At 62.2% G+C, this 24,481-nt stretch carries 25 protein-coding genes; 13 read left to right on the forward strand and 12 right to left on the reverse strand.

Features of this window, described 5'->3' with window-relative positions; all coding sequences use genetic code 11:
• Window positions 1-40: 40 nt before the first annotated feature.
• Window positions 41-538, reverse strand: coding sequence for a lactoylglutathione lyase family protein (locus ACR0CU_RS10565; protein ID WP_093964418.1), 498 nt, complete (start codon window positions 536-538; stop codon window positions 41-43).
• Window positions 539-734: 196 nt separating this feature from the next.
• Here ACR0CU_RS10565 and ACR0CU_RS10570 point away from each other — a divergent pair, with 196 nt between their 5' ends.
• Window positions 735-1,223 (forward strand): hypothetical protein, encoded by a 489-nt coding sequence (locus tag ACR0CU_RS10570; RefSeq protein WP_170341383.1) that lies wholly within the window; start codon window positions 735-737, stop codon window positions 1,221-1,223.
• On the opposite strand, the gene ACR0CU_RS10575 is transcribed toward ACR0CU_RS10570, so the two are convergent.
• The gene (locus tag ACR0CU_RS10575) at window positions 1,220-1,861 is read right to left on the reverse strand and encodes a ribonuclease T2 family protein (RefSeq protein ID WP_170447759.1); all 642 of its coding nucleotides are present in this window, start codon (window positions 1,859-1,861) and stop codon (window positions 1,220-1,222) included. The genes ACR0CU_RS10570 and ACR0CU_RS10575 overlap by 4 nt on opposite strands.
• Before the next feature lie 130 nt (window positions 1,862-1,991).
• Here ACR0CU_RS10575 and ACR0CU_RS10580 point away from each other — a divergent pair, with 130 nt between their 5' ends.
• Window positions 1,992-2,753 carry a DUF1013 domain-containing protein gene (locus tag ACR0CU_RS10580; protein ID WP_093964307.1) on the forward strand — a complete coding sequence of 254 codons (762 nt, stop codon included), beginning with the start codon at window positions 1,992-1,994 and terminating at the stop codon, window positions 2,751-2,753.
• A 50-nt stretch (window positions 2,754-2,803) separates the two neighbouring features.
• Window positions 2,804-3,193 (forward strand): hypothetical protein, encoded by a 390-nt coding sequence (locus tag ACR0CU_RS10585; protein WP_170364313.1) that lies wholly within the window; start codon window positions 2,804-2,806, stop codon window positions 3,191-3,193.
• A gap of 41 nt (window positions 3,194-3,234) precedes the next feature.
• Here the strand turns inward: ACR0CU_RS10585 and ACR0CU_RS10590 are convergent, their stop codons facing one another.
• Window positions 3,235-4,263 carry a permease gene (locus ACR0CU_RS10590; RefSeq protein WP_480643007.1) on the reverse strand — a complete coding sequence of 343 codons (1,029 nt, stop codon included), beginning with the start codon at window positions 4,261-4,263 and terminating at the stop codon, window positions 3,235-3,237.
• Window positions 4,256-4,564 carry an ArsR/SmtB family transcription factor gene (locus ACR0CU_RS10595; protein WP_093964304.1) on the reverse strand — a complete coding sequence of 103 codons (309 nt, stop codon included), beginning with the start codon at window positions 4,562-4,564 and terminating at the stop codon, window positions 4,256-4,258. The genes ACR0CU_RS10590 and ACR0CU_RS10595 overlap by 8 nt, the downstream gene beginning before the upstream one ends.
• A 142-nt stretch (window positions 4,565-4,706) precedes the next feature.
• Here ACR0CU_RS10595 and pdxR point away from each other — a divergent pair, with 142 nt between their 5' ends.
• The 6 genes from pdxR to ACR0CU_RS10625 all read left to right on the forward strand — a co-directional run bounded on the left by pdxR (window position 4,707) and on the right by ACR0CU_RS10625 (window position 13,743).
• Window positions 4,707-6,167: a MocR-like pyridoxine biosynthesis transcription factor PdxR gene (pdxR, locus tag ACR0CU_RS10600; protein ID WP_170439354.1), complete on the forward strand. Its 1,461-nt coding sequence runs from the start codon at window positions 4,707-4,709 to the stop codon at window positions 6,165-6,167.
• A 125-nt stretch (window positions 6,168-6,292) separates the two neighbouring features.
• Window positions 6,293-8,068: a sulfoacetaldehyde acetyltransferase gene (gene xsc / locus ACR0CU_RS10605; RefSeq protein ID WP_170447755.1), complete on the forward strand. Its 1,776-nt coding sequence runs from the start codon at window positions 6,293-6,295 to the stop codon at window positions 8,066-8,068.
• Between the two features lie 21 nt (window positions 8,069-8,089).
• On the forward strand, window positions 8,090-9,097 hold the full coding sequence (gene pta, locus ACR0CU_RS10610; protein ID WP_170370017.1) for a phosphate acetyltransferase: 1,008 nt from the start codon (window positions 8,090-8,092) through the stop codon (window positions 9,095-9,097).
• Window positions 9,098-9,187: 90 nt separating this feature from the next.
• Window positions 9,188-12,007 carry a molybdopterin oxidoreductase family protein gene (locus ACR0CU_RS10615; protein ID WP_480643010.1) on the forward strand — a complete coding sequence of 940 codons (2,820 nt, stop codon included), beginning with the start codon at window positions 9,188-9,190 and terminating at the stop codon, window positions 12,005-12,007.
• A 112-nt stretch (window positions 12,008-12,119) separates the two neighbouring features.
• Window positions 12,120-12,869, forward strand: a complete 750-nt coding sequence (locus tag ACR0CU_RS10620; protein ID WP_170420047.1) for a 4Fe-4S dicluster domain-containing protein — start codon at window positions 12,120-12,122, stop codon at window positions 12,867-12,869.
• A 1-nt stretch (window position 12,870) separates the two neighbouring features.
• Window positions 12,871-13,743 carry a dimethyl sulfoxide reductase anchor subunit family protein gene (locus ACR0CU_RS10625; protein ID WP_170439708.1) on the forward strand — a complete coding sequence of 291 codons (873 nt, stop codon included), beginning with the start codon at window positions 12,871-12,873 and terminating at the stop codon, window positions 13,741-13,743.
• Between the two features lie 74 nt (window positions 13,744-13,817).
• Here the strand turns inward: ACR0CU_RS10625 and dapA are convergent, their stop codons facing one another.
• Complete coding sequence (gene dapA, locus ACR0CU_RS10630; RefSeq protein ID WP_170447751.1) at window positions 13,818-14,690, reverse strand: 4-hydroxy-tetrahydrodipicolinate synthase; 873 nt, start codon at window positions 14,688-14,690, stop codon at window positions 13,818-13,820.
• Window positions 14,691-14,823: 133 nt separating this feature from the next.
• Between dapA and ACR0CU_RS10635 the strand changes: the two genes are divergently transcribed.
• Window positions 14,824-16,797: a lytic transglycosylase domain-containing protein gene (locus tag ACR0CU_RS10635; RefSeq protein ID WP_170447749.1), complete on the forward strand. Its 1,974-nt coding sequence runs from the start codon at window positions 14,824-14,826 to the stop codon at window positions 16,795-16,797.
• Here ACR0CU_RS10635 and ACR0CU_RS10640 read toward each other — a convergent pair.
• Window positions 16,771-17,640, reverse strand: coding sequence for a DMT family transporter (locus ACR0CU_RS10640; RefSeq protein WP_170447747.1), 870 nt, complete (start codon window positions 17,638-17,640; stop codon window positions 16,771-16,773). The genes ACR0CU_RS10635 and ACR0CU_RS10640 overlap by 27 nt on opposite strands.
• Entirely contained in the window at window positions 17,637-18,302 is a 666-nt protein-coding gene (gene mnmC2 / locus ACR0CU_RS10645; RefSeq protein WP_170447745.1) for a tRNA (5-methylaminomethyl-2-thiouridine)(34)-methyltransferase MnmC2, read from the reverse strand. The genes ACR0CU_RS10640 and mnmC2 overlap by 4 nt, the downstream gene beginning before the upstream one ends.
• Before the next feature lie 55 nt (window positions 18,303-18,357).
• Between mnmC2 and ACR0CU_RS10650 the strand changes: the two genes are divergently transcribed.
• On the forward strand, window positions 18,358-19,392 hold the full coding sequence (locus ACR0CU_RS10650; RefSeq protein ID WP_170447743.1) for an NAD(P)/FAD-dependent oxidoreductase: 1,035 nt from the start codon (window positions 18,358-18,360) through the stop codon (window positions 19,390-19,392).
• On the opposite strand, the gene ACR0CU_RS10655 is transcribed toward ACR0CU_RS10650, so the two are convergent.
• The 4 genes from ACR0CU_RS10655 to ACR0CU_RS10670 all read right to left on the reverse strand — a co-directional run bounded on the left by ACR0CU_RS10655 (window position 19,384) and on the right by ACR0CU_RS10670 (window position 22,362).
• The gene (locus ACR0CU_RS10655; protein WP_170447741.1) at window positions 19,384-20,196 is read right to left on the reverse strand and encodes an HTD2 family dehydratase; all 813 of its coding nucleotides are present in this window, start codon (window positions 20,194-20,196) and stop codon (window positions 19,384-19,386) included. The genes ACR0CU_RS10650 and ACR0CU_RS10655 overlap by 9 nt on opposite strands.
• Before the next feature lie 38 nt (window positions 20,197-20,234).
• Window positions 20,235-20,777 (reverse strand): NADPH-dependent FMN reductase, encoded by a 543-nt coding sequence (locus ACR0CU_RS10660; RefSeq protein ID WP_170439715.1) that lies wholly within the window; start codon window positions 20,775-20,777, stop codon window positions 20,235-20,237.
• A gap of 136 nt (window positions 20,778-20,913) precedes the next feature.
• Complete coding sequence (locus ACR0CU_RS10665; protein ID WP_170341353.1) at window positions 20,914-21,585, reverse strand: YiaD family glycine zipper/OmpA-like lipoprotein; 672 nt, start codon at window positions 21,583-21,585, stop codon at window positions 20,914-20,916.
• A gap of 129 nt (window positions 21,586-21,714) precedes the next feature.
• Window positions 21,715-22,362, reverse strand: coding sequence for an RluA family pseudouridine synthase (locus ACR0CU_RS10670; RefSeq protein WP_170447739.1), 648 nt, complete (start codon window positions 22,360-22,362; stop codon window positions 21,715-21,717).
• A gap of 94 nt (window positions 22,363-22,456) precedes the next feature.
• Between ACR0CU_RS10670 and ACR0CU_RS10675 the strand changes: the two genes are divergently transcribed.
• Together ACR0CU_RS10675 and ACR0CU_RS10680 are read left to right on the forward strand one after the other, a co-directional pair.
• A complete protein-coding gene (locus ACR0CU_RS10675; protein ID WP_170360856.1) occupies window positions 22,457-22,867 on the forward strand; it encodes a nuclear transport factor 2 family protein in 411 nt (136 codons plus the stop codon).
• A 7-nt stretch (window positions 22,868-22,874) separates the two neighbouring features.
• On the forward strand, window positions 22,875-23,582 hold the full coding sequence (locus tag ACR0CU_RS10680; protein ID WP_367647590.1) for an SGNH/GDSL hydrolase family protein: 708 nt from the start codon (window positions 22,875-22,877) through the stop codon (window positions 23,580-23,582).
• On the opposite strand, the gene rarD is transcribed toward ACR0CU_RS10680, so the two are convergent.
• Window positions 23,573-24,478: an EamA family transporter RarD gene (gene rarD, locus ACR0CU_RS10685; protein WP_170360854.1), complete on the reverse strand. Its 906-nt coding sequence runs from the start codon at window positions 24,476-24,478 to the stop codon at window positions 23,573-23,575. The two genes, ACR0CU_RS10680 and rarD, sit on opposite strands and share 10 nt — an antisense overlap.
• Between the last annotated feature and the right edge of the window lie 3 nt (window positions 24,479-24,481).

Below are 24,481 nucleotides of genomic sequence, written 5' to 3' on the forward strand. Positions count from 1 at the left end.
TCGCCCCTCCCCGATTGCAAGGTACCACTTTACCCATCGGTCAGGTGTAGGCACCCGACGAGTAGGTCAATTCATAGGAATGGCTGTAGATCTCGAAGACTATCCCGAACGGATCCTCGACATAGACCATGCGGTAGGGTTTCTCGCCGGGGTAGTAGTATCGGATAGGCATGCGTTGTTTCCCGCCGGCCGCCACGATTTTTTCCACCAAGCCTTCGACATCAGGATCCTGGACGCAGAAATGGAACGTCCCGTTCCTGCGAAAGTCGATGTTGTTTTCCGGCGCGTAGTTTCCATCAAACTCAAAAAGCTCGATCCCGATACGATCGGCGGTCGCCAGATGCGCGATACGCAGTTTTTTCCAATTCGGGCCAAACACGTCCGTGCACATCACGCCGATGTCCGTGTCATCCTCGACCACGTCGGTTGGCGGCATGATCACGTAAAATCCCAAAACCTCGGAATAGAATTTCACGGCTTCGTCCACGTTCGGGACGGACAACCCGATGTGAGAGAATGTTCTTGGATGTTGAGGCATGGCTTGCTCCTTGGTCTATTGGGCAAGACGTATTTTGCAACGTCCTTGTTTCAAGCGCCCGCCCCACAAGGCAAAGCCGTGTTGTTCCATGCACATAGATCATCATGCACTGCTGCCGAGGCCTAGAATGATCTTTCCGTCGACCCCGCACCGTGTACTATGCCCTAGCCTGACCCATTTGATATCGGAACCCGCCATGAAACGCCTTCTCGCCCTGACCTTCGCCGCCTTCACCGCCACTTCCGCGTGGTCACAGCAACTGGTCGACAAGGGGTTCGTCGAAGGCTGGAACATCATGATGGACCCCAATCTGGGCAACGGCTGTCTGATCCAGACGGTGTATCAGGACCTGTCCGTGGTGCGCCTGGGCTATGATGCTCTGGACAATCGGGGCTATTTCACCGTTTTCCACAAGGGGTGGGGCAACATCGAGCCCGGCAAATCCTATCCGATCCGGTTCGAGCTGGACGGCAAGAGCTTTGACGCCACAGCCATCGGGTTCAAGCAGGATCGGGTGCCCGGTGCGACCGTGTTCTTCACCGACCGGAACTTTGTTGCGGCCATCGCCCAGAACAAGACGATGACGATCTACAACCCCGCGGGCGAGCGGGTTTTGGCGATCGATCTGAAAGGCACCGCCAAGGCATTGGACTATGCGCGGGACTGCCAGAACAAGAAGCTCTAGCGGATCGGATCGAACAACGAATCCGAAGCGGTGCAATCACGGATCACGTCCCGCCCACAGGGCACCGGGTCCAGATCACGTGACAGACAGACGCGCACTTCTTCGATGTAACCGTGCTTGCAAGTGACGGTGATCATGTCTGGCTCGAGCCCCGGATTGGCGTCGAGGAAGGCATCCTCGACCACGCGCGCCGGCAGTTTCACGGCTTTGTCCAACTTGCGAAACACCGGCGGTCGGGCGATGCGGTCATAGGCCTGCCGGGACAGCGCGTAGTAGTCCGCTGCGGACAGGCCCGAACAGGTGCCGTGTTTCTTCCACTGGTGCCAGGCCAGACCCGAACTGCCTTGAATATCTTCCATCTGTCGGGTCATCGCACGGGACGGCGGCGCCTTGGCTGTCGGGCAATAGGAGGGCCAGCCTTGGTGGTATTGCGGCCACAACCCGTGCAGGATCCAGCCGTGATCGTGGCGCGCATCGCATTGGTCGGATCCGCGCGCGTCGCCTTCGCGGGCGCACCAGTTGGGCGACCAGCTCAGCGACAGGACGTAATAGTCGAACTCGCCTGACTTCTCGCCATTGGCCAGCGCGGCCATCGCGCCGAAAATCCACACCAGCAGCCCCAATAATGCCCAGCGCATTCGCCTCTTCCCTTCTTGCATCTGCACGACTATATACGGGCCAAGTTCCCCGACAACGGAAACCTGCCCCAAGACCACGGGGCCGCCGAATTCCGGCGACGGGACAGATGTATTCAAAGGAGACGGGCTGATGGCAAAACCCCTGATGGCCAAGGCAACCGCCGTTTGGCTGGTGGACAATACCACGATCAGCTTCAAGCAGATCGCGGATTTCGTGGGCATGCACGAGTTGGAAGTGCAAGGCATCGCTGATGGCGATGTGGCGGCAGGCGTCAAAGGGTTCGACCCGATCGCCAACAACCAGCTGACTCAGGAAGAGATCGACAAGGCCGAGAAAGATCCGCTGCACAAGCTGAAGCTCAAGTTCAACCCCGCCGCCGCCGGCGAGGAAAAGCGCCGCGGTCCGCGCTACACGCCACTGTCCAAGCGCCAGGACCGCCCGAACTCGATCCTGTGGCTGGTCAAGTTCCACCCGGAGCTGACCGATGGCCAGATCGCCAAACTGGTTGGCACCACCAAGCCCACGATCCAGTCGATCCGCGAGCGCACCCACTGGAACATCGCCAACATGCAGCCGATCGACCCGGTCGCGCTGGGCCTGTGCAAACAGTCCGAACTGGATGCCGCCGTCCAGAAAGCCGCCGCCAAGAAGGCCGCGGAAGGTGGCGTCATGAGCGATGACGAGCGCCGCAAGCTGGTCTCGACCGAACAGTCGCTGGAAATGGATGCCGCTCCCAAGATCCCCACGGCGATCGAGGGGCTGGAAACCTTCTCGCTGTCCGATGACGGCGACGAGGAAAAAGAAGACGAAGCAGTGGTGGATGCCGACAGCTTCTTCAACCTGCCCAAGGGCGGTGCCGAAGAAGACGACGAGGACGATCTGCGCAACTGACACTGTGCTGGCCCCGGTCCGATGGACCGGGGCCTTTTTGGAACTGGACCATGCTGAACATTCTATCGTCTATCTTCGGGCCGCACCGGGCGGTTTCGATCTACGCTTTCGCAAAAACCAAGGGACTGGCCATTCTGGGCGGCGTGGCCGTTATCGCCGTAGCTGCCGGTCTGCTGCTGTTCAGCGGCGATGGAAAACACGAACACGAAGCGTTTCTGACCGTTCCCGTACTGTCGGCCACACCGATCAATGGTGATCTCAAAAACGGGGTCATCGCGTCGGTTCGGTTGCCGGACGGATCGGCAACTTCAATCACCGCGACCGAGGCGCCGATCGCGCGCAGCGTCGGAACCACGGCCTGTGTAGAAAAGCGGGTTTTCGTGGACAGCGGCGAACCACGCTATCGGTTCAAATTGCCAAGCAACTGCGGCGCAAGCTGATATGCAGAACCGCCCGGAGAATACTCCGGGCGGTTTTCTTCTTACAAAAGCTGGAACAGAATCCCTGCTGCAATAGCTCCGCTGATCCCAAGCCCGATATAGGCTGCGAACACACGGGGTTTGACCAGAGACCAGACAGCCGCCATGGCCGGAATGGAACTGACGGCCCCGGCGATCATGAAGGACATCGCCGCGCCCGCGCTCATCCCCTGCTCCATCAGGCCGGCCAGAAGCGGCGGCGCGACATACGAGTTCAGGTAGGCCGGCATCCCGACAAAGGCGGCGATCACGATCGGCACCGCACCGTCGCCACCAACCAGCCGCGCGATCAGATCAGCCGGAACATAGCTGACCAGCAGCGCCTCGAGCACATAGGCCAGAGCGAGCCACTTCAGCAGGAACAGGCCGTTCTGCACAAATTCCCGACGGAACCGGACGCGGCGTTCGGGCTCTTGCCAAAAGCGCCAAAGCAGCGTGTCTTTCTTCGGACCGCAGCCACAGCATCCGGCCGGTTCATAGTGGCGCAGAGGTTGGGCAAACGCACCCTGACGCATAAGAAAACGCACCGCGAACCCGCCGAACAATCCCAGTGCCACGGCGGCAACCGCTTTGCCGATCGCAAACGGCCAGCCCAAAGCGCCCGCCGTGATCAACAGCGTGGGCGGGTCAATCAACGGCGAGCTCAGCCAGAAGGCCATGACCGCTGACAAGGGCGCACCCAATGCAAGCAGGCCTGCGATGAACGGGATCACCTCGCAAGAGCAGAACGGAGCCAACCCGCCAAACAAAGCGGCCAGCAGGATCATCCGGGTTTCGCGGCCCTCGAAGGCCCGGGCAACCATAGTCTCGGCCCCGCTGGCCTTGAGGTAGGACAGCAACAGCACTGCAAACAGGATGTACTGACCGGTGTGCACCAGAGCCTTGGCTGCAAAAGTCGTGACGTTCACCCAATTGCCTGGGTCCAGAATGGCCACAAGCACAAGGATCGCCACGATCAGGGCCCAGGGTGTCTTCAGCAGACCGGACAGGGTTTGACCAACGGCCTTCGGGGATTGGGTCAATTCAGCCATCGTTTGCGACCTTTCTGGATTCATCCGCGCAGCATTCGCTGAGGATGAACTGCGCCAGTGATCTCAATTCATCGAAACATGCTCGGTTGATTGTGGTCCGCCCGGATTTCTCCTGCTCGACCACGCCGCCTGCCGCCAGGAATCGCAGGTGATGAGCCAGGGTGGACGGTGCCATCCCAGTCCGACTTTGGATCTCTCCGACCGTCAGACCAGCCTGTCCGGCCCGCACAAGGGTCTTGAGCACCTGCAATCGCGCCTCGGACCCCATCGCCGAAAACCCTGCAGCAGCTTTTTCCCACATTTGGTTATCTCCATTAAACTAGATTTCTAGTTTTTTAGTTTTTTAGTGATGAGCAAAGCTCGTGTCAACCGTATGGGTAAATTTCCATTGATCCTGAATAAGTCCAGATTGCCCTGCACTTAAGTCCAACATATAACGAGGCATGGGAATTTCGGTCGATACCTTCTTTCTGAAACCGGGCGGTCAGGGCACTCTGCAGGCGCAGATCCAGCAGATGATTGCCGAGGGCATCCTGTCAGGCCGCTTTCATGTCGGTGAGAAACTGCCGTCGTCGCGCAAACTGGCCGCGCATCTGGGTGTCAGCCGCATCACGGTGACGCTGGCCTATACCGAGTTGCTGGCAAATGACTATCTGACGGCCAAAGGCCGGTCCGGGTACTACGTGTCACAGAACGCGCCGGTGCCACCGAAATACACACCGGTTCAGCGCAGCGAAGAAACCGTCAACTGGGACGCCGCACTGGCCCGCCGCTTTTCCGAGGGTGATTTTCTGGCCAAGCCACCGGATTGGCGGGAATATAGCTATCCGTTCATCTACGGCCAGGCCGACCGCACCCTGTTTGATCATGCGAACTGGCGCCTCTGCGCCGTTCGGGCCCTTGGCCACAAGGATTTCGACTCGCTGACCGGCGACTACGTGGATCAGGACGATCCGTTGCTGATCGAGTTCATTGCCCGCCACACCTTGCCCCGCCGCGGTATCGCCGCTCGGCCCGAAGAAATCCTGATCACGCTGGGCGCTCAGAACGCCCTTTGGCTGACCTCGCGCATTCTTCTGGGCCATGGGCGCAAGGCTGCGATCGAGGATCCCAGCTACTACGCTCTGCACGAGCTTATGCGCTGCTCGGATGCCTCGATGACACCATTGCGGGTGGACAAGGATGGGTTACCGCCCGAGTCCATCCCGGACGGCACCGACGTGATCTACACCACGCCCAGCCACCAATGCCCGACAACCGCGACAATGCCCGTCGCCCGGCGTCACGACCTGTTGAAACGCGCCCGCGAACTGGACGCGATGATCGTCGAAGATGACTATGAGTTCGAGATGGCCTTCTTGGGTGCCCCGTCCCCGGCGCTCAAGTCCTTGGACAAGGACGGGCGTGTAGTCTACGTGGGCAGCTTTTCCAAGTCTTTGTTCCCGGGATTGCGGTTGGGGTACATGGTCGGATCCGAACCGTTCATCCGCGAGGCCCGCGCGCTGCGGTCGCTCGTTTTCCGACACCCACCCGGCCATATCCAGCGAACGGCGGCCTATTTCCTGTCGCTCGGGCACTATGACGCCCAGATACGGCGTATGTCCAAGGCTCTGATGCAGCGGCGCAAGACGATCGAGGACGCGATCGAGGCGAACGGGTTGACCGTGGCCGGACGCGGCGTCTTTGGTGGATCGTCGATGTGGATGAAGGCACCGGACCACGTCGACACCGCCGAACTGGCGAAAACGCTGCAGAATCAGAGTGTTCATATCGAGCCCGGTGCTGCGTTCTTCTCGGGGCCGGATCGGCCCAGGAACTATTACCGCCTGGGGTATTCCTCGATCTCGGCTGACCGGATACCTGCGGGAATCGAGCGGGTTGCGGCCGCAATCCGGGCCTGCTGAGGCCACACTGGACCTACTCCGGCGCCGTGTCTGGCCCTAACCCAGATGCCCCCGTTGCGCCAAAACCAATGGCAAGCCAAGGCGTATCGCCTGACCGTTTCCACCATTGCTTGGAGAGCGTCCAAATGAAAATGACGACAGAAGAGGCCTTTGTTAAGGTTCTGCAGATGCACGGCATCGAACACGCGTTCGGGATCATCGGCTCGGCCATGATGCCGATCTCGGACCTGTTCCCCAAGGCCGGGATCATGTTCTGGGACTGCGCTCATGAAGGCAGCGCCGGCATGATGGCCGACGGTTACACCCGCGCCACCGGCAAGATGTCCATGATGATCGCACAGAACGGCCCCGGCATCACCAACTTCGTCACTGCAGTCAAAACCGCCTACTGGAACCACACACCGCTGCTGCTGGTCACCCCGCAGGCCGCGAACAAGACCATCGGACAGGGCGGCTTTCAGGAAGTCGAACAGATGAAGCTGTTCGAAGACATGGTCGCGTATCAGGAAGAGGTCCGCGATCCATCCCGCGTTACCGAGGTTCTGAACCGCGTGATCATGAAGGCCAAGCGCGCGAGCGCCCCGGCCCAGATCAACATCCCGCGTGACATGTGGACTCAGGTCATTGACGTCGAACTGCCCGCGGTCGTCGATTTCGAGCGTCCCGCAGGCGGTGAAACCGCTGTCGCAAAGGCCGCCGAACTGCTGTCGAACGCCAAGAATCCCGTGATCCTGAACGGAGCGGGCGTGGTGCTGGCCAAAGGCGGCATCGAGGCCTCCAAGGCCCTGGCCGAGCGTCTGGATGCGCCGGTTTGCGTCGGCTACCAGCACAACGACGCCTTCCCCGGAAGCCATCCGCTGTTTGCCGGCCCGCTGGGCTACAACGGGTCCAAGGCAGCGATGGAGTTGATCAAGGAAGCCGACGTGGTCCTGTGTCTCGGCACGCGCCTGAACCCGTTCTCGACCCTGCCGGGCTATGGCATGGAATACTGGCCGGCCGACGCCAAGATCATCCAGGTCGACATCAACCCCGACCGGATCGGCCTGACCAAGAAGGTCTCGGTCGGTATCGTCGGCGACGCGGCCAAGGTTGCAAATGGCATTCTGGCGCAGCTGAGCGACACGGCCGGAGACGAAGGCCGCGCCGAGCGCAAGGCCAAGATTGCCGAGAAAAAGTCGCGTTGGGCCCAGCAACTCAGCAGCATGGACCACGAGGACGACGACCCGGGCACCACCTGGAACGAGCGCGCCCGCGCCGCCAAGCCCGACTGGATGAGCCCCCGCATGGCATGGCGCGCCATTCAGGCCGCGCTGCCGAAAGAAGCCATCATCAGCTCGGACATCGGCAACAACTGCGCCATCGGCAACGCCTACCCGTCCTTTGAGGAAGGTCGCAAGTATCTGGCCCCCGGCCTGTTCGGACCGTGCGGATATGGCCTGCCCGCCATCGTCGGCGCCAAGATCGGCTGCCCGGACGTGCCCGTAGTTGGCTTTGCCGGTGACGGCGCCTTCGGCATCGCGGTGAACGAGCTGACCGCCATCGGCCGCGAGGAATGGCCTGCCGTGACGCAGATCGTGTTCCGCAACTACCAGTGGGGCGCGGAAAAGCGCAACTCGACCCTGTGGTTCGACGACAACTTCGTGGGCACCGAACTGGACACCAAAGTGTCCTATGCCGGCATCGCCCAAGCCTGCGGCCTGAAGGGTGTCGTCGCCCGCACCATGGACGAGCTGACCGCCGCCCTGAATCAGGCCATCGAAGACCAGAAGAATGGCATCACCACCCTGATCGAAGCCCTGATCAACCAGGAACTGGGTGAACCGTTCCGCCGCGACGCGATGAAAAAGCCTGTGGCCGTGGCCGGCATTTCCGCCGACGACATGGTGCCGCAGCAGGTCTGAGCGGGAACGGAGCTGGAGCGGATGACCCTGACACCCATCGAGTTGTTGCGTCAGCAAGCTCCGGCAATCCGGCCAGTCGTTGCTCTGAGCGAAGGCAGTGATCCCCGCATCGTTGCGGGGGCGCTTGCCGCCCGGTCCGCAGGGCTGTCCGACATCATCCTTGTCGGTCCGCGGGCAGAAATCGAAGCCGAGTTGCTGGCGCAGGGCGCCGCACCGGGCGATGACCTCTCCATCCATGACCCGACCGAGTCGCCGCTGACCGAGGAGTTCGCGGCCATCTACCACGATCTGCGCCGGCACAAGGGCGTGGATGCGGTGTCGGCCCGGTCCGCCGCCGAAACGCCCTTGGTCTACGCGGCCATGCTGGTCCGGACAGGGCGCGTCACGGGAACGGTCGGTGGCGCTGTCCACACGACCGGTGATGTAGTTCGCACGGCGATTCAGGTGATCGGCCTGGCCCCGGATGCCGGATTGGTGTCCTCGTTTTTCCTGATGTACCCGCCGGACCAGGGCGGACCTGATGCGCGCGCGATGCTGTTTTCCGATTGCGGGCTCGTGATTGATCCGACCGCATCGGAGCTGGCCCATATCGCGGCGGCCTCGGCCCAGTCGGCCCGGGCCATCCTGCGGGAACAGCCCTCACTGGCGATGTTGAGCTTTTCGACCAAAGGCAGCGCAAGACATCCCGGTGTCGACAAGGTTACCGAGGCAACGCGCCATTTGCGCGAACAGCATCCCGAGCTGCATGTCGACGGCGAGCTGCAATTCGACGCGGCTTTTCACCCCCCCGTCGGCCAGAAAAAGGCTCCGGGATCGACAGTGGCCGGCAAAGCCAACGTCATGATCTTTCCCAATCTGGACGCGGGAAACATCAGCTACAAGATCACCCAGAGGATCGGTGGATACATGGCGATCGGCCCGGTGCTGCAGGGTCTGGCCCGACCGGCGAATGATCTGTCCCGGGGCTGCAGCGCCGAGGATGTCGAACAGATGATCGCCGTGACCGTGCTGCAGGCATTGGGAACATGACCATCAAATCTGGCGCCATCGTCAGAACAGTATTCTAAATCCGGGCTGAAAGTGACAAGTTCGTCCCGACGCAAACGACTGGATCCGCAAATGACCCATCAGCAGCCAATCCTCGACACGTCCCCCAAGGTCTCGGACGAGGTTCGCAAGACAACCTGCTACATGTGTGCCTGCCGGTGCGGGATCAACGTCCACATGAAGGATGGCAAGGTCGCTTACATCGAGGGCAACCGTGACCACCCGGTGAACAAGGGGGTTCTGTGCGCCAAAGGCAGCGCGGGCATCATGCAGGTCAACGCCCCGTCACGCCTGCGCGCTCCGCTCAAGCGGGTGGGTCCGCGCGGGTCGGGTGAGTTCGAGGAAATCAGCTGGGACGAAGCGTTGGACATCGCCGTCGGCTGGCTCAAACCGCTGCGCGAGGACAACCCCGAAAAGCTGGCCTTTTTCACCGGCCGCGACCAATCGCAATCCTTCACCAGCTTCTGGGCCCAGAATTTCGGCACCTGCAACTATGCCGCCCATGGCGGTTTCTGCTCGGTCAACATGGCGGCCGGCGGCATCTACACGATGGGCGGCGCGTTCTGGGAATTCGGCCAGCCCGATTGGGACCGCACCAAGCTGTTCATGCTGTTCGGCGTGGCCGAAGACCATGACAGCAACCCGATCAAGATGGGCATCGGCAAGATCAAGGCGCGCGGTGCCCGCGTGATTGGGGTGAACCCGATCCGCACCGGCTACAACGCAGTTGCCGATGACTGGGTCGGCATCACGCCCGGGACCGACGGGCTGTTCATCCTGTCGCTGATCCATGTGTTGATGAAAGCCGGCAAGATCGACCTGGATTACCTGAGCCGCTATACCAACGCCCCTGTTCTGGTGAATGCCGCCGAAGGCCCTGAAAAGGGCCTGTTTCTGCGGGACGCTGACGGCAAGCCGCTGGTGATCGACCGGGTAACGGGGCAACCGACGGCCTTCGACAAACCGGGCGTCCGGCCCGACCTGACCGCCACCTATGACATAGACGGCATCACCCACCGCCCGGTCTTCCACGTGATGGCGGAAAAATACCTCAGCGACGAATACGCCCCCGAAGCGGTGGCCCAGGATTGCGGCGTACCCGCCAGCCGGATCCGCGCCATCGCCGGTGAACTGGCGCGCGTCGCCTTTGACGAGGCCTTTGAGCTGGACCAGGAATGGACTGACTTCCGGGGCGAAAAGCACAGCAAGATGATCGGCCGGCCGGTGGCCATGCACGCGATGCGCGGCGTTTCGGCCCATGCCAACGGATTCCAGACCTGCCGCGCGCTGCACGTGCTGCAGATCCTGCTTGGCACGGTCGAAGTTCCGGGTGGGTTCCGCTTCAAGCCGCCCTATCCGAAGCCGGTCGAAGCACACCCGACCCCCCATTGCAAGGTCACGCCAAACTCGCCCCTGGACGGCCCGCATCTGGGTTTCGTGCGCGGCCCCGAAGATCTGGCCCTGAAGGCCGATGGCAGCCCGGCGCGCATCGACAAGGCCTTTACCTGGGAAAACCCGATGTCCAGCCACGGGCTGATGCACATGGTGATCTCGAACGCTCACGCGGGCGATCCCTACAAGATCGACACGCTGTTCATGTACATGGCCAACATGTCCTGGAACTCGACCATGAACACTAAGGGCGTGATCGAGATGCTGACGGACAAGGATGACAACGGAGACTACGTGATTCCGCGGATCATCTACTCCGATGCCTATTCCTCGGAAATGGTGGCCTATGCCGACCTGATCCTGCCCGACACCACCTATCTGGAGCGGCATGACTGCATCTCGCTCCTCGACCGCCCGATCTGCGAGGCCGACGGCGCCGCAGATGCGATCCGCTGGCCGGTGATCGAACCCGATCGCGACGTGCGCGGATTTCAGACGGTGCTGATCCAGCTGGCCAACAAGCTGGGTCTGCCGGGTTTCACCGATGAGGACGGCTCGGCCAAATACACGGACTATGCCGACTACATGGCCAACCATCAGCGCAAGCCAGGCATCGGCCCACTGGCTGGATTCCGCGGCGCAGATGGCTCGCAGGTGGGTCGAGGCGACGTGAACCCGAACCAACTGGACCGCTATATCGAGAATGGCGGCTTCTACCTGGAACACATCCCGGACGAGGCCCTGTTCTACAAACCCTGGAACGCCGCCTATCAGGACTGGGCAGTGGGAATGGGCCTGTATGACAGCCCGCAACCCTACCTGTTCCAGCTCTATTCCGAACCGATGCGCAAGTTCCAGCTGGCCGCCGAAGGCCATGGTGACCGCCAGCCCCCCGACCACCTGCGCGGCCGCATCACGGAAACCATGGACCCGCTTCCGATCTGGTACGAGACTGACCAGACCGGAAACGAAGGCTTTACCGTCAACGCCCTGACCCAGCGCCCCATGGCGATGTATCACAGCTGGGGCACCCAGAATGCCTGGTTGCGGCAACTGCACGGGCGCAACCCGCTGTATGTTCCCACCAAGCTGATGTGCGAACACGGACTGAAGGACGGGGACTGGGCCAAAGTCAGTTCTCCGCACGGAGAAATCACTGTGCCGGTGATGGAAATGGCGGCGTTGAACGACAACACCGTCTGGACATGGAACGCCATCGGCAAACGCAAAGGGGCATGGGCGTTGCAGCCCGACGCGCCCGAGGCAACCAAAGGATTCCTGCTCAACCACCTGATCCACGAACTGCTGCCGCCCAAGGGCGACGGTCTTCGCTGGGCCAATTCCGACCCGATCACCGGACAGGCCGCCTGGTTCGACCTCAAGGTCAAGATCGAAAAAGCCGAAGCACCGGCAGACGCCCAAAGCCAGCCGGAATTCCCGTCAATCAAATCTCCGGTCGGTACCGGCCCCAAGGATCTCGCATGGAAGGTTGGCAAATGACCCAGCGCCACACTCCATTTGGACCGCAATACTCCGGGGATGAATTGAGCCGAGCGGCTCAGGAGGGGGCTGCCCCCCTTTCGGCCCCGGGCCTCGACAAAGAGCAGACGCCATGACCCAACTTCCCCAATCCACCGAGCGAAAAATGGGCCTGGTCATTGACCTGGATACTTGCGTCGGCTGTCATGCCTGCGTGATCTCCTGCAAGGGCTGGAACACCGAGAACTACGGCGCCCCCCTGTCCGATCAGGACGCCTATGGCGCGGACCCCTCGGGCACATTCCTGAACCGGGTGCACTCGTACGAGGTGCAGCCGGCCGAAGGTGCCGCCCAGCTGATCCATTTCCCGAAATCCTGCCTGCATTGCGAGGATGCGCCCTGCGTCACCGTCTGCCCCACCGGCGCCAGTTACAAGCGGGTCGAGGACGGGATCGTGCTGGTCAACGAAAGCGACTGCATCGGCTGCGGCCTGTGTGCCTGGGCCTGCCCCTATGGCGCGCGCGAACTGGACGCAGCAGAGGGGGTCATGAAGAAATGCACCCTGTGCGTCGATCGCATCTACAACGACAACCTGCCCGAGGAAGACCGCGTTCCCGCCTGCGTGCGGACCTGCCCCGCGGGGGCCCGCCATTTCGGTGATCTGGGCGACCCCGACAGCGAGGTCAGCCAACTGGTGGTCGAGCGCGGCGGAATGGATCTGATGCCCGAAATGGGCACCAAACCGGTCAACAAATACCTGCCACCCCGCCCTAAGGATACGGTCGAAGAGCAGATCGACATCCTGGCGCCCCTGCTGGCGCCGGTCGCCGACGAGCCGAAGGGCTTCCTTGGCTGGCTGGACAAGGCATTGGAGAAGCTCTGACATGCATCCCGCACCTTCCGTCATCCTGTTCACCACTCTGTCGGGGCTGGGCTTCGGCCTGCTGTTTTTCCTGGGCCTCGGCTTTCCGAATGTCTCGGGCTGGGTGGCCTTCGTGTTTTTCGCCATCGCCTATGCACTGTCCGTGGGCGGGCTCATGGCCTCGACCTTTCACCTCGGCCACCCCGAGCGCGCGCTCAAGGCGTTCACCCAATGGAAGACAAGCTGGCTCAGCCGCGAGGGCTGGTGCGCAGTTCTGGCCCTGTTGGTCATGGGGCTCTATGCGATCGGCGCGATCTTTCTGGACCAACGCTGGTCCGGTCTGGGTCTGATCGGTTCGCTGCTCTCATTGGCGACCGTATTCACGACCTCGATGATCTACACGCAACTCAAGACGATCCCACGGTGGAACCTGACACTGACGCCCGTAATGTTTCTGAGCTTCAGCGTGGCCGGTGGCGCGCTTCTGGCGGGGCAGACCGCATTTGCGATCCCGCTGCTGTTGATCGCCGCGCTGGTTCAAATTCTTTACTGGCGTTCGGGCGATCAGGCCTTGGCCAACTCGGGAACCAACCTTGGTACGGCAACTGGTCTTGGCGACCGGGGTTCTGTCCGCGCGTTTGAACCGCCGCATACAGGAACCAACTATCTGCTGCGCGAATTCGTTCACGTTGTCGGACGCAAACACGCAGACAAGCTGCGGGCCATTTCCTTTGCCTTGGCCTTCGTGGTTCCCGTCGGTCTGTTGATCCTGCCGTTCAACCACCTGGTCGGAGCGCTGGCGGTGCTGTCTCATATGGCGGGTATCGCGACTTCTCGCTGGCTGTTCTTTGCCCAGGCCGAACATGTGGTCGGGCTGTACTATGGCAAGCGCTAAGTCGCTCTGCAGGCAAGCAAAGGGCGGTGCCGGTTCTCCCGGACACCGCCCTTTTTCTTTTGGAACACGCCTGATCAGATCAGGCCCGCATGCTCCATCGCGGCATCAATCGCGGCCTTTGTGCTGTCTTCCAGCGTCGTCAGCGGCGACCGCACTTCTTCGGCGCAGCGTCCCAGTTTGCTGAGCGCGTATTTCGCACCCACCAGGCCCGGTTCGATGAATATGGCCTCGTGCAGCGGCATCAACCGATCCTGATACTCCAGCGCCGTCGCATAGTCGCCCGACAGGGTCGCCTGCTGGAACTCGGCGCACAGCTTGGGGGCCACGTTCGCGGTGACCGAGATACAGCCAACGCCACCATGGGCGTTGAAACCCAGGGCCGTCGCGTCCTCACCAGAAAGCTGGCAGAAGTCTTTGCCGCAGGCAGCGCGCTGCTGGCTGACGCGGGCAAGATCGCCCGTGGCGTCCTTGACACCGATGATCCGAGGCAGTTGCGCCAGCGCACCCATGGTGTCCGGGTTCATGTCGATGACCGAGCGGCCCGGGATGTTGTAGATGATGATCGGAATATCCGCACAGTCATGCAGCGCCCGAAAATGGGACAACAGGCCTTTCTGAGTCGGCTTGTTGTAGTAGGGCGTGACGACCAATGCCGCATCCGCACCCACTTTCTGTGCGAATCGCACGAACCGGATGGCTTCGACCGTATTGTTCGACCCGGCCCCGGCGATGACCGGCACGCGCCCCGCGGCGGCCTTGACCACCTCGGCCACTACGGTTTCGTGTTCCTCGTGGCTCAGCGTCGGGCTTTCGCCGGTCGTGCCGACGGGCACCAGACCGGTCGACCCTTCGGCAATCTGCCATTCCACCAATTGTTTGAGCGTATCCAGGTCCAACTCGCCGTTGCGGAACGGGGTGACGAGAGCTGGCATCGAGCCTTTGAACATGGAACGCTCCTTGAGGTTCAATCGTGTGATGTGCGTCGCGGGCCGACACGAATTTAGGTTTCTTGAGTTGATCCCGGCGGCGCAAGGTTTATCCTGAATGGCTGTATCCTCGGTTGGTCGGGAAATGCAAGGGATGACACGGATTCTGTCGCTGATCGCGACGATGATTCTAGCTTTGACGCTTCAAACTCAGGCCGTGCGGGCCGATGCGGTGTCCGATCTTCGGGCCGCAATGTCCGAATTGCGCAAAGGCGACTGGAACGCCGCCTTGCGCGTGGCCGGCACCCGCGGCTCGGTCGCGCGCGACATCATCGTGTGGCACTGGCTGCGCCAAGGGTTCGGCAGCTCTGGCGATGTTCTGGTCTTTCTGGACCGGCGGCCCGATTGGCCGGGCCTTGCCTGGCTGCGCCGCAAAAGCGAGCCGTCCTTTACCGGCGCGGACCCGGACCGGGTGCTGAAGTTCTACAAGGACAACCCGCCACAGACTGCCGAAGGAGCTCTGAACTATGCCGTGGCACTGAAGGCCAAAGGCCGAACCGGTGAGGCCGAGGCGGATATCGTCACTGCCTGGCGGACGATGCCGATGGGCTCGGGCTTGCAGCAGGACTACGTTCAGAACTTCGGGTCACTGCTGAAACCGCATCACGAGGCTCGTCTGGACCGAATGCTGTGGGATGGTCATCTGATCAGCTCGGCCCAGATGCTGCCGCTGGTCAGCGAAGACTACCGCAAACTGGCCGAAGCGCGGATCGCCCTGCAAAAGCGCCAACCCGGCGTGGATGGCAAGGTTGCCGCCGTTCCGAAGGCGCTTGCCGATGATCCGGGGCTGGCCTTTGACCGGTTCGTATGGCGGGACCGCAAAGAGCTGGACGACAGCGCCATTGATCTGATGCTGGCGCGCTCGACCAGCCCGCAGGCACTGGGGGAACCCGACAAGTGGGCCGAAGGGCGACGCAGGCTGGCTCGGCTGGAAATGCGTCAGGGTGATGCGAACCGGGCCTATGCCATCGCCGCCAATCACCACATGACACCCGAGATGGGGTATGGATATGCCGACCTCGAGTGGCTGTCGGGTTTCCTGGCTTTGCGCAAGCTGAACGACCCGGCCACAGCCGTTCGGCATTTCCAGAACTTCCTGGGGGCTGTGAAGTCTCCGATCTCGATGGGTCGGGGCGGGTATTGGTTGGGCCGGGCCTACGCCGCAACCGGAAACGCCGAGAAAGCCTACGAGGCTTATGCAATCGGCGCCGACTACCAGACCTCGTTCTATGGCCTGTTGGCTGCAGAACAGATCGGACGGCCATTTGACAGCGACCTAGCCAACCCGCGCCGGGCGCCCCATTGGAAACAGGCCGAGTTCGCCAAGTCCAGTGTGCTTGAGGCGGGGCTGCTGCTGATACGAGCTGGCGAGCCGGAATTGGGCGAACGGTTCCTGACGCACCTGGTCGAAAGCCTGGATCCGGTGCAGGCCGGCCAGCTGGGTGATCTGGCGGTCGAGTTGAAGGAGCCGCATCTGGCGGTGATGATCGCCAAACGGGCCGCGACGAATGGAGTCGTATTGCCCGCGGCGTATTACCCGGTCCATCCCGTTGCGGATATCGGATTGCCCATGGCCAAGGAAATGACCCTGGCCATCGCACGCCGCGAAAGCGAATTCGACCCGGTCGTGATCAGCGGTGCCGGCGCGCGCGGCCTAATGCAGGTGATGCCTGCGACCGCCAAGCTGGTCGCGCAGGAACTGGGCATTCTCAGCGGTCATCAGACGGGACGTTTGACCTCGGATTGGCGATACAACGCCAAACTGGGGGCAAACTATCTGGCCGGGCTGGCTGCCGAATTCAACGGCAACGTCGTGATGATGGCCGCAGGTTACAATGCCGGCCCCAATCGCCCGAAATCATGGATGGACCGCTACGGCGACCCGCGAACCGGCGCGGTGGATATCGTCGACTGGATCGAGACGATCCCCTTCAACGAGACCCGCAACTATGTGATGCGGGTGACCGAGAGCCTGCCTGTCTACCGCGCAAGGCTGGGCAAACCCGCGCTGCCGATCCCCTTCTCGCAGGAGTTGCTCGGATCAACCCTGTCTGCGTTCGCGCCATAGGGTAAACAGACCCGCCGCCACCACCAGCCCCGCCCCGGCGACCACCGCGGGGCGCAGGGTCTCGTCAAAGATCGTGATGCCCAGAATTGCGCTCCACATCAGGTGGAAATAGGCAAAGGGCTGTACGGCGCTGGCCTCGGCCATCTCGTAGCACTTGATCAGCAGCCAATGCCCCAGAACGCCGGTAATGCACAGCAGCCCCATCCAGAACCAATCCCGCGGCATCATCGGCTCCCAGAACCACAGGCCGATGCAGGTCATGACCAATGCTCCGACGATCCCGGTCCAGAAGAAGCTGGTTGCGGTGCTGTCCTGACGCGCGGCATAGCGGGTCAGCAGACCATAGAACGCAAACATCAACGCCGAGATCAGGGGGACTACTGCCCACGGATTGAAAACGCCCATGCCGGGCTGCAGAATGATCAGCACGCCAACGCATCCGACCCCGATGGCCGACCAGCGCCGCCAGCCGACCTTCTCGCCCAGCACAGGGCCGCTGAGCGCGGCGACCAGAAGCGGATAGCAGATGAACACCGCCTGGCTCTCGATCAGACCGAGAATGGTAAAGCCGTAGACGGCGACGCAGATCTCGCCGGCAAGCAGCAGACCGCGCAGAATCTGCAGGCCCGGTTGCCGCGTCCTGGCGGCGGCCGCCAGACCACCGGGTGCACGCGCCGCCAAGGCAATCACGAAAGCTGCAAAGAACCAGTATCGCAGCATGACCACCATGTAGGTGTTGTACGTGCCTGCCAGATGGCGCGAGATGCCGTCCTGCAGCGCAAACACGATCGTGGCCGCGATCATCAGGGCAATACCCGCCCGCACGTTGTTTGTCTGGGTCATGCCTTGGTCGCCCGCGTCATGTGCCGTTTTCGGCCGTATCCCGGCGCGCGGGATACCGAAAACCCGGCATCCTGCAACCCTCGCCGCACAAACCCGGCTGCGGTATAGGTGGCAGCCGTCCCTTCGGGCGCTGTATGGACCGCCACTTGCCGCATCAGTTCCGGCTGCCACAGCTCAGGGTTCTTGGCGGGCGAGAACCCATCCAGGAACCAGGCATCGGCGAGCCCGTCCCAAAGGGGCAGGGTCTGGCGGGCATCACCTTCGATCACGGTCAGACGCAGCGTGTCCAAATCACGGCCGCCACCCTGCCATCGGTCAAGGAACCGGTCGGCCCAGGGCGCCAGCTCGGGAAAGGCCGCAAGCGCGCGTTTCATATCGGCAGGGGCCATCGGAAAGGCTTCGAAACTGGTAAACGTCAGCGGACCCGATTGCCCGGACTTCTCCCATTCCGACCAAGCGGTCAGCATGTTCAGTCCGGTTCCGAACCCCAACTCGGCGATGTGAAAACCAGGGGCAAAGCGCGCGGGCAGATCGTTGCCCTGCAAAAAGACATGACGGGTCTCCTCCAGTCCGTTCTGAAGGCTGAAATAGGGGTCGTCGAAACGATCAGAAACAGGGACTGTCTCATCCCTCCACGACAATTTGGCGCGCTGGTCTGCCATCGGGAATTCCTGTAGCTAAGCGGCGCGACACTGAACAAGGAAAAGGGGATTGGCAATGGTCGATGTGACGATCCGCGGGGCTGGTATATTTGGCCTGTCCATCGCCTGGACTTGTGCGCGACGTGGCGCCAGGGTCCGGGTCGTCGATCCCTACGGCGCGGGTTCAGGGTCCAGCGGCGGGCTGGTGGGTGCCCTTGCCCCGCACGTTCCGGAAAACTGGAACGACAAGAAAGCATTCCAATTCGAAAGCCTGCTGATGGCCGAACCGTTCTGGCGACAGGTGGAGGCCACCGGCGGCGTTTCGCCCGGCTATGCGCGTCTGGGGCGGATCCAGCCCATCAACGACCCAAAGTACCTCGACCTGGCGCATCAGCGTGCGGCCTCGGCCCGCGACCTTTGGCAGGGTCGGGCTGAATGGACCGTGGTCGAGGCGCGCTCGGTCGGATCATGGTGCCCGCCCAGCGCAACGGGTTTCGTCATCCACGATACGTTGAGTGCACGCATGCATCCACGCCGGGCCTGCGCCGCGCTGGTGGCCGCGCTGGCCGTGATGGGGGTTGAGGTCGTGCCCGAGGCCCCGGACACCGGGGCAGTCATTCATGCGACCGGGGTGTCCGGCCTGTTGGAACTGTCCGATGCTTTCGGCAAGGTGGTCGGAAACGGGGTCAAGGGACAGGCGGCACTGCTGCGGTTCGACGCGGGCCAAGTGCCGCAGCTGTTTGCGGAGTCGATCCATTTCGTGCCCCACGCCGACGGGACACTGGCCATCGGCTCGACGTCCGAGCGGGACTATGACGACCCGACCGGCACCGATGCTGCGCTTGACGATGTGATCCAGCGCGCGTTGCAGGCGGTTCCCGTTCTACACGGCGCGGAAGTGATCGAGCGTTGGGCCGGAGTCCGCCCCCGCAGCAAGAGCCGAGCGCCGATGCTGGGCGCACACCCGCTGCACAAGGGCCAGTTCATTGCCAATGGCGGCTTCAAGATCGGGTTCGGCATGGCCCCAAAGGTGGCCGAGATCATGGCAGACCTTGTACTGGACGGACAGGATTCGATCCCCGAAGGCTTCCGCCCCGAGGCGTCACTGTGACCGTGGAAGGGCCACGGCCTGCATGCACTGCCGACCGTCAGGACCGCGGACCCAAAAATCGTTCCCGTTTCGGCACAGCGTGGCAGCCTCGAGATGCATCAGCGGAGAGGACGCGCGAAAGGAAAACTCGGCCAGCGGCCCCATGAGATCAGTGGCGAGCAGCATCAGATGCTGCGCCAGAAGCGGTCCATGAACCACCAGCCCGGCATAGCCTTCGACATCGCGGGCATAGTCAAGGTCATAGTGGATGCGGTGGCCATTGAATGTCAGCGCCGAGTACCGAAACAGCAGCGTGGTGTCGAACGCGACCTGGCGCAGGTCTGTTTCGTCCGTCCGGGCAACCGGGGCCGCTGATTTTGGTGCATCGGCCGACGGATCCTCGCGATAGACAAGGTCCTGCCATTCGGTCAGGCACAGCGTGTCGTCCTGCCAGATTTCGTGCTTGAGGGTCACAAACCCCAAGGGCCCAGTCCGTCCGGTCTTGGTGCTTACATTGCTCAAGGTCGAGCGGCGTTCGGCCGGTGTGCCAGCGATCAGCGGAGCGGCGAACCGCAGTCGACCACCGGCCCACATCCGACGCGGAAGACCGAAGTCGGGGACCAGCCCTCCGCCCACCGCGGGATGGCCGTCGCGCCCCAAGCCCTCGGGCGGGCGCGGTGACCAGAAATACAACTGGTGAAAAAAAAGTGGCAGCGACGTGCCCATGCCGATCGAAGGTGCCTGCCCCAACGCCACCTGAAACGCCGCCGCCCGGGCAGGGTCCATCACGTCATGTTGAATTTCCGAGGAAACTTGATCCGTCATGGCCGCACCCTAAGCAGGCTCGGCCAGCCCGACAAGGCTCAGAAACCTGCTTCGGCCCGCAGCTTCTCCATCAACTGGCCCAGCGTCCGTTCGTACCGGTCGCTGCGCAACCGACCTGAATCGTCGAACTCGTTCGAGCTGTCGGCCAGATGAATTTCGGGGCCCTGAAGGATACGCGGCTGAAATGGCACCATGAACGACCGCAGGATCATCTGCGCCCGTTCGCCTCCGGCCCGGCCCGCCGCTGCTGACATCACCGCAACCGGTTTGTCGGCCCAGGGATTGCCCTTGGTCCGGCTGACCCAGTCCAGCGCGTTCTTCAGAACGCCTGACGGCCCCTTGTTGTATTCCGGAGTGGAAATGACCACCGCATGGGAACCGGCGATCTGGTCCGCCAGGATCTGAACTTCGGCCGGGACCCCCTCGGCCTCCTCAGCATCTCCATCATAGAGCGGCAGGTTCAGATCAGCTTCGATGAACGTTCCCGCGCCGAACAGGCGCGCCGCTTCGCGGATTAGGCGTCGATTGGTGGCGTTCTGCCGCAACGAGCCGGACAGGCCCAGAAGGATCGGTTCGGACATCAGGATATCTCCGTCATGTGTTTCGGCTGCAGTTTAGTCATCCCGACCGCAAACCATAGCCCGCCTGACGCGCAGTCAATGTGCAAAAAGAAAGGGGCCGCTCGCGGCGGCCCCCGGCGGTTGGCAGTTGATCGGCTCAGGCGTTGCCGCTTGGCACGATCACGATCTCGACCCGGCGGTTCTGCGCCTTGCCCTCGGGCGTCAGGTTCGAGGCGATCGGTTGGTTTTCTCCGCGGCCGATCGTGGCGATACGCGCATAGCTGACGCCATTGGCCTGCAGAACATCCGCCACCGCGTTGGCGCGGCGTTCAGACAGGATCTGATTGTAGCCGGCTTCACCATCGCTGTCGGTGTGCCCGATGATCTGTACGTTCGAGTTGGGATAGTTCACCAGGTTTTGCCCCACGCGGACCAGATCCGCTCTCAGCGCAGGCCGGACCGTGGCGCTGTCGGTGTCGAAGGTGATGTCATTCGGAACCGTGACGATCAGCCGGTCTCCGGCGTTGACGATCGTGATACCGTCATTGGCCAGTTGCTGACGCAGTTCGGCTGCCTGCCGGTCCAACTGGTTGCCGATCAACCCGCCGCCGGCAGCACCGATGGCCGCACCGGCAACGGCACCCAGCCCAGGGTTCGAGTCATTGGCGATGGCACCAACTCCGGCGCCAATCAGACCGCCCAACAACGCTCCCTGCTTGGCGTTCTGGTTCGGGTCGTCCTGAACCCGCAATGTACCGGGGTCGGTACAAGCCCCCAGCACAAATGCGGCGCTCAGCCCGACCGGCAGCAAGAATCTGGAAATTTTCATGGGTTCACCTTCTGCTCCTGCACCCGTTTTTCCGGGTTACGTGTTTGACGTGATTATAGCACGCCTGACACAAACAGGCTCAAGCGACAAAAACGTGAGATCGGCGAATACCCGCCGCCCCGAAGGCGCTCAGAAATCCGGCAGAGCGCGAAATTTCATCGATATGCCATCCTCGGGGTGTTTGACGCGCAATTCCTCGGAATGAAGCATCAGCCTGGGGAAATCGCGCGCCGGTCCTTCGGCATAGAACGGGTCGCCCAGGATCGGATGGCCCAGTGCCTGCATATGGACCCGCAACTGGTGCGAGCGACCGGTTTTTGGAAACAGGCGAACGCGGGTGGTGTCCCCGTCGTACCGGACGACCCGCCAATCCGTGACGGCCGGCTTTCCGGTCTCGTGGCACACCATCTGGCGCGGCCTGTTGGGCCAATCCACGATCAACGGCAAGTCTACCGTGCCGGTCTTTGGTTCCACCCGGCCCCACACACGGGCGACGTAGGTTTTTCGTGTCTGCCGGTTTTCGAATTGCTGTCCCAGATATCGTTGGGCGTGCGGTGTCTGGGCAAAGATCATGACGCCTGAGGTGTCGCGGTCCAACCGGTGGACCAGCAAGGCCTGCGGGAATGCGGCCTGCACACGGACCAGCAGACAATCGGCCAGGTGCTCTCCACGGCCGGGCACCGACAGCAGGCCCGCCGGCTTGTTCACCACGATCACCTGCGCATCCTCGTGCAGCACGTCCAGCGGCGTTTTAGGGGGATCATAGGTATCGCTCATGCGCGCTGCCTATCGCAGGGCGCCGCCTCTCGCAACGTCGTCCTTGCGATGAGAAGGCTTCTCGGCAACTCTCGCGCCAGGCAGAGGAGATGACATGCACCCGACGATCGAACGAATGCAGGAAGTGGTCGCCAAGGGCGACGAGAGCCTGATCCATGAATTGCTGGCCGAAGACGTGCAGTTCCTTCCGCCGACCTACTACAGCACCTGGACAGGCCGCGCCCCGGTGGCGGCGGTATTGGGTCATGTTGGACAGGTTTTTTCCGAGTTTCGCTACCGCCGGATCATGGGCGATGGCAAAGACTGGGCATTGGAGTTTCAATGCAAGGTGGGTGAACTGGACGCTGTTGGCGTTGACCTGATCAAGCTCAACGATGACGGGTTGATTCAGACATTCGAAGTCGCCATGCGTCCCTACAAGACCGTTGGCGCCCTGCGCGAGGCCATGATGGCGCGCGTCATGAAAGACCCCCGGTTCCTGGAATTTCGGAACGCTTTGAGCTGAGCCACCCGTGCCCATTGCCGCCGATCAGCTTCTGAGAGTTCCGCTGCTGCCGGTGCTGGCGGCACAGGCTCTGCTGGTGCGACGAAGGGCCGTGCAGCTGCCCGAACCTTCCGGTGCGCGTGAGGGCCGGCAAGGCCGCGGGCCGAGACTGCGCCTGCTGATCGCCGGCGACAGTTCAGCCGCAGGCGTTGGGGCAGGCACTCAGGAACAGGCGCTGTCGGGCCAGTTGGTGAAACTGCTCAGCCGCCAGTTCAGCGTTGAGTGGCGCCTTGTCGCAACGACCGGCCACACGACCAGTAACGCGATCGAAGACCTGCGCAGGATCGAAGGCCAGTTTGACGCGGCTGTTACGGCCTTGGGCGTCAACGACGTCACCCGAGCCGTGACCTGCAACCGGTTCAAACGTCAACAGGCCGAGTTGATGCGCTTGCTTTCCGTCGATCTGGGCGTGCGGACTGTGATCGTGACGGGCGTCCCGCAGATGGATCGGTTCCCGGCGCTACCACAGCCCTTGGCATGGATTTTGGGACGCCAATCCGCGCGCCTTGACGAAGGGCTGAGAGAGGTGATCGCGAGCTTCCCCAAGGCCCGGCATCTGGCGCTGCACCTGCCCGACGATCCGGCCCTGGCGGCTGTGGACGGCTATCACCCAAGCCCCAAAGCCTATCGGCTTTGGGCAGAGCAGGCCGCGCGAATGATCCTCGATCAGGTCTGACCGCGCACCTGACGGATCATGGGCACTGAATAGACTACCAGTGCGGCCCAGATCAACGGAAAGGCAATCATGCGCCCGCGGTCGATCTGCTCACCAAACAGCGTGATCGCCGTGATAAATATCATGGTCGGCGCGATGTACTGCAGGATACCCATGGTCGAAAGCCGCACCAGCTTGGCCCCGTTGGCATAGACCAGAAGCGGAACGGCGGTCACGATACCTGCCCCGGCCAACAGCATGGTATCTGTTGCGGCGCCTCCAAAATGTCCGGTACCCTCCGCGCCCAACCAGGTCACATAAGCCAGCGCGGGAACCAGCAAAATCAGAACCTCAAGCAGGAATCCCTGGTTTGGTCCGATGGGCAACGAGCGCTTGAAGAACGCGTAAAATCCCCAGCTGACCATCAACCCCAGCGCCGCCCATGGCAGACGGCCGGCCTCGACCACCAGAACCAGAACGCCCAAGGCGGCAAGCCCCACGGCAATCAACTGTGTTCGGGTCAGGGACTCGCGCAGCAGGATCGCTCCCAGCGCTATGCTGAACAGCGGGTTGATATAATACCCCAGCGCCGCGTCCAGAGCGTTGCCACTGGCGATCGCCCAGACGTAGATAGCCCAGTTCACTGAAATCAGGGCCGCCGTCAGGCATGCCATTCCCAACATGCGCGGATCGCGCAGCGCCGCCTTCAGATCACCGGTTCGCCCCAGCGCGACCAGCAACAGCCCGGCCACCGGCACCGACCAGATGATGCGATGCGCCACGATTTCGACGGGACCGATATGCGCCATTGCCTTCATGTAGAGCGGCAGAAAACCCCAAAGGACATACGCCGTAACAGCCAGCGCAAGGCCTTTTGGCGAATCCGTGTTCTGGGCTTGGGTCGGGCGCTCGGCCATGAA

The sequence above is a fragment of the Ruegeria sp. BC2 genome (genome assembly GCF_056539245.1).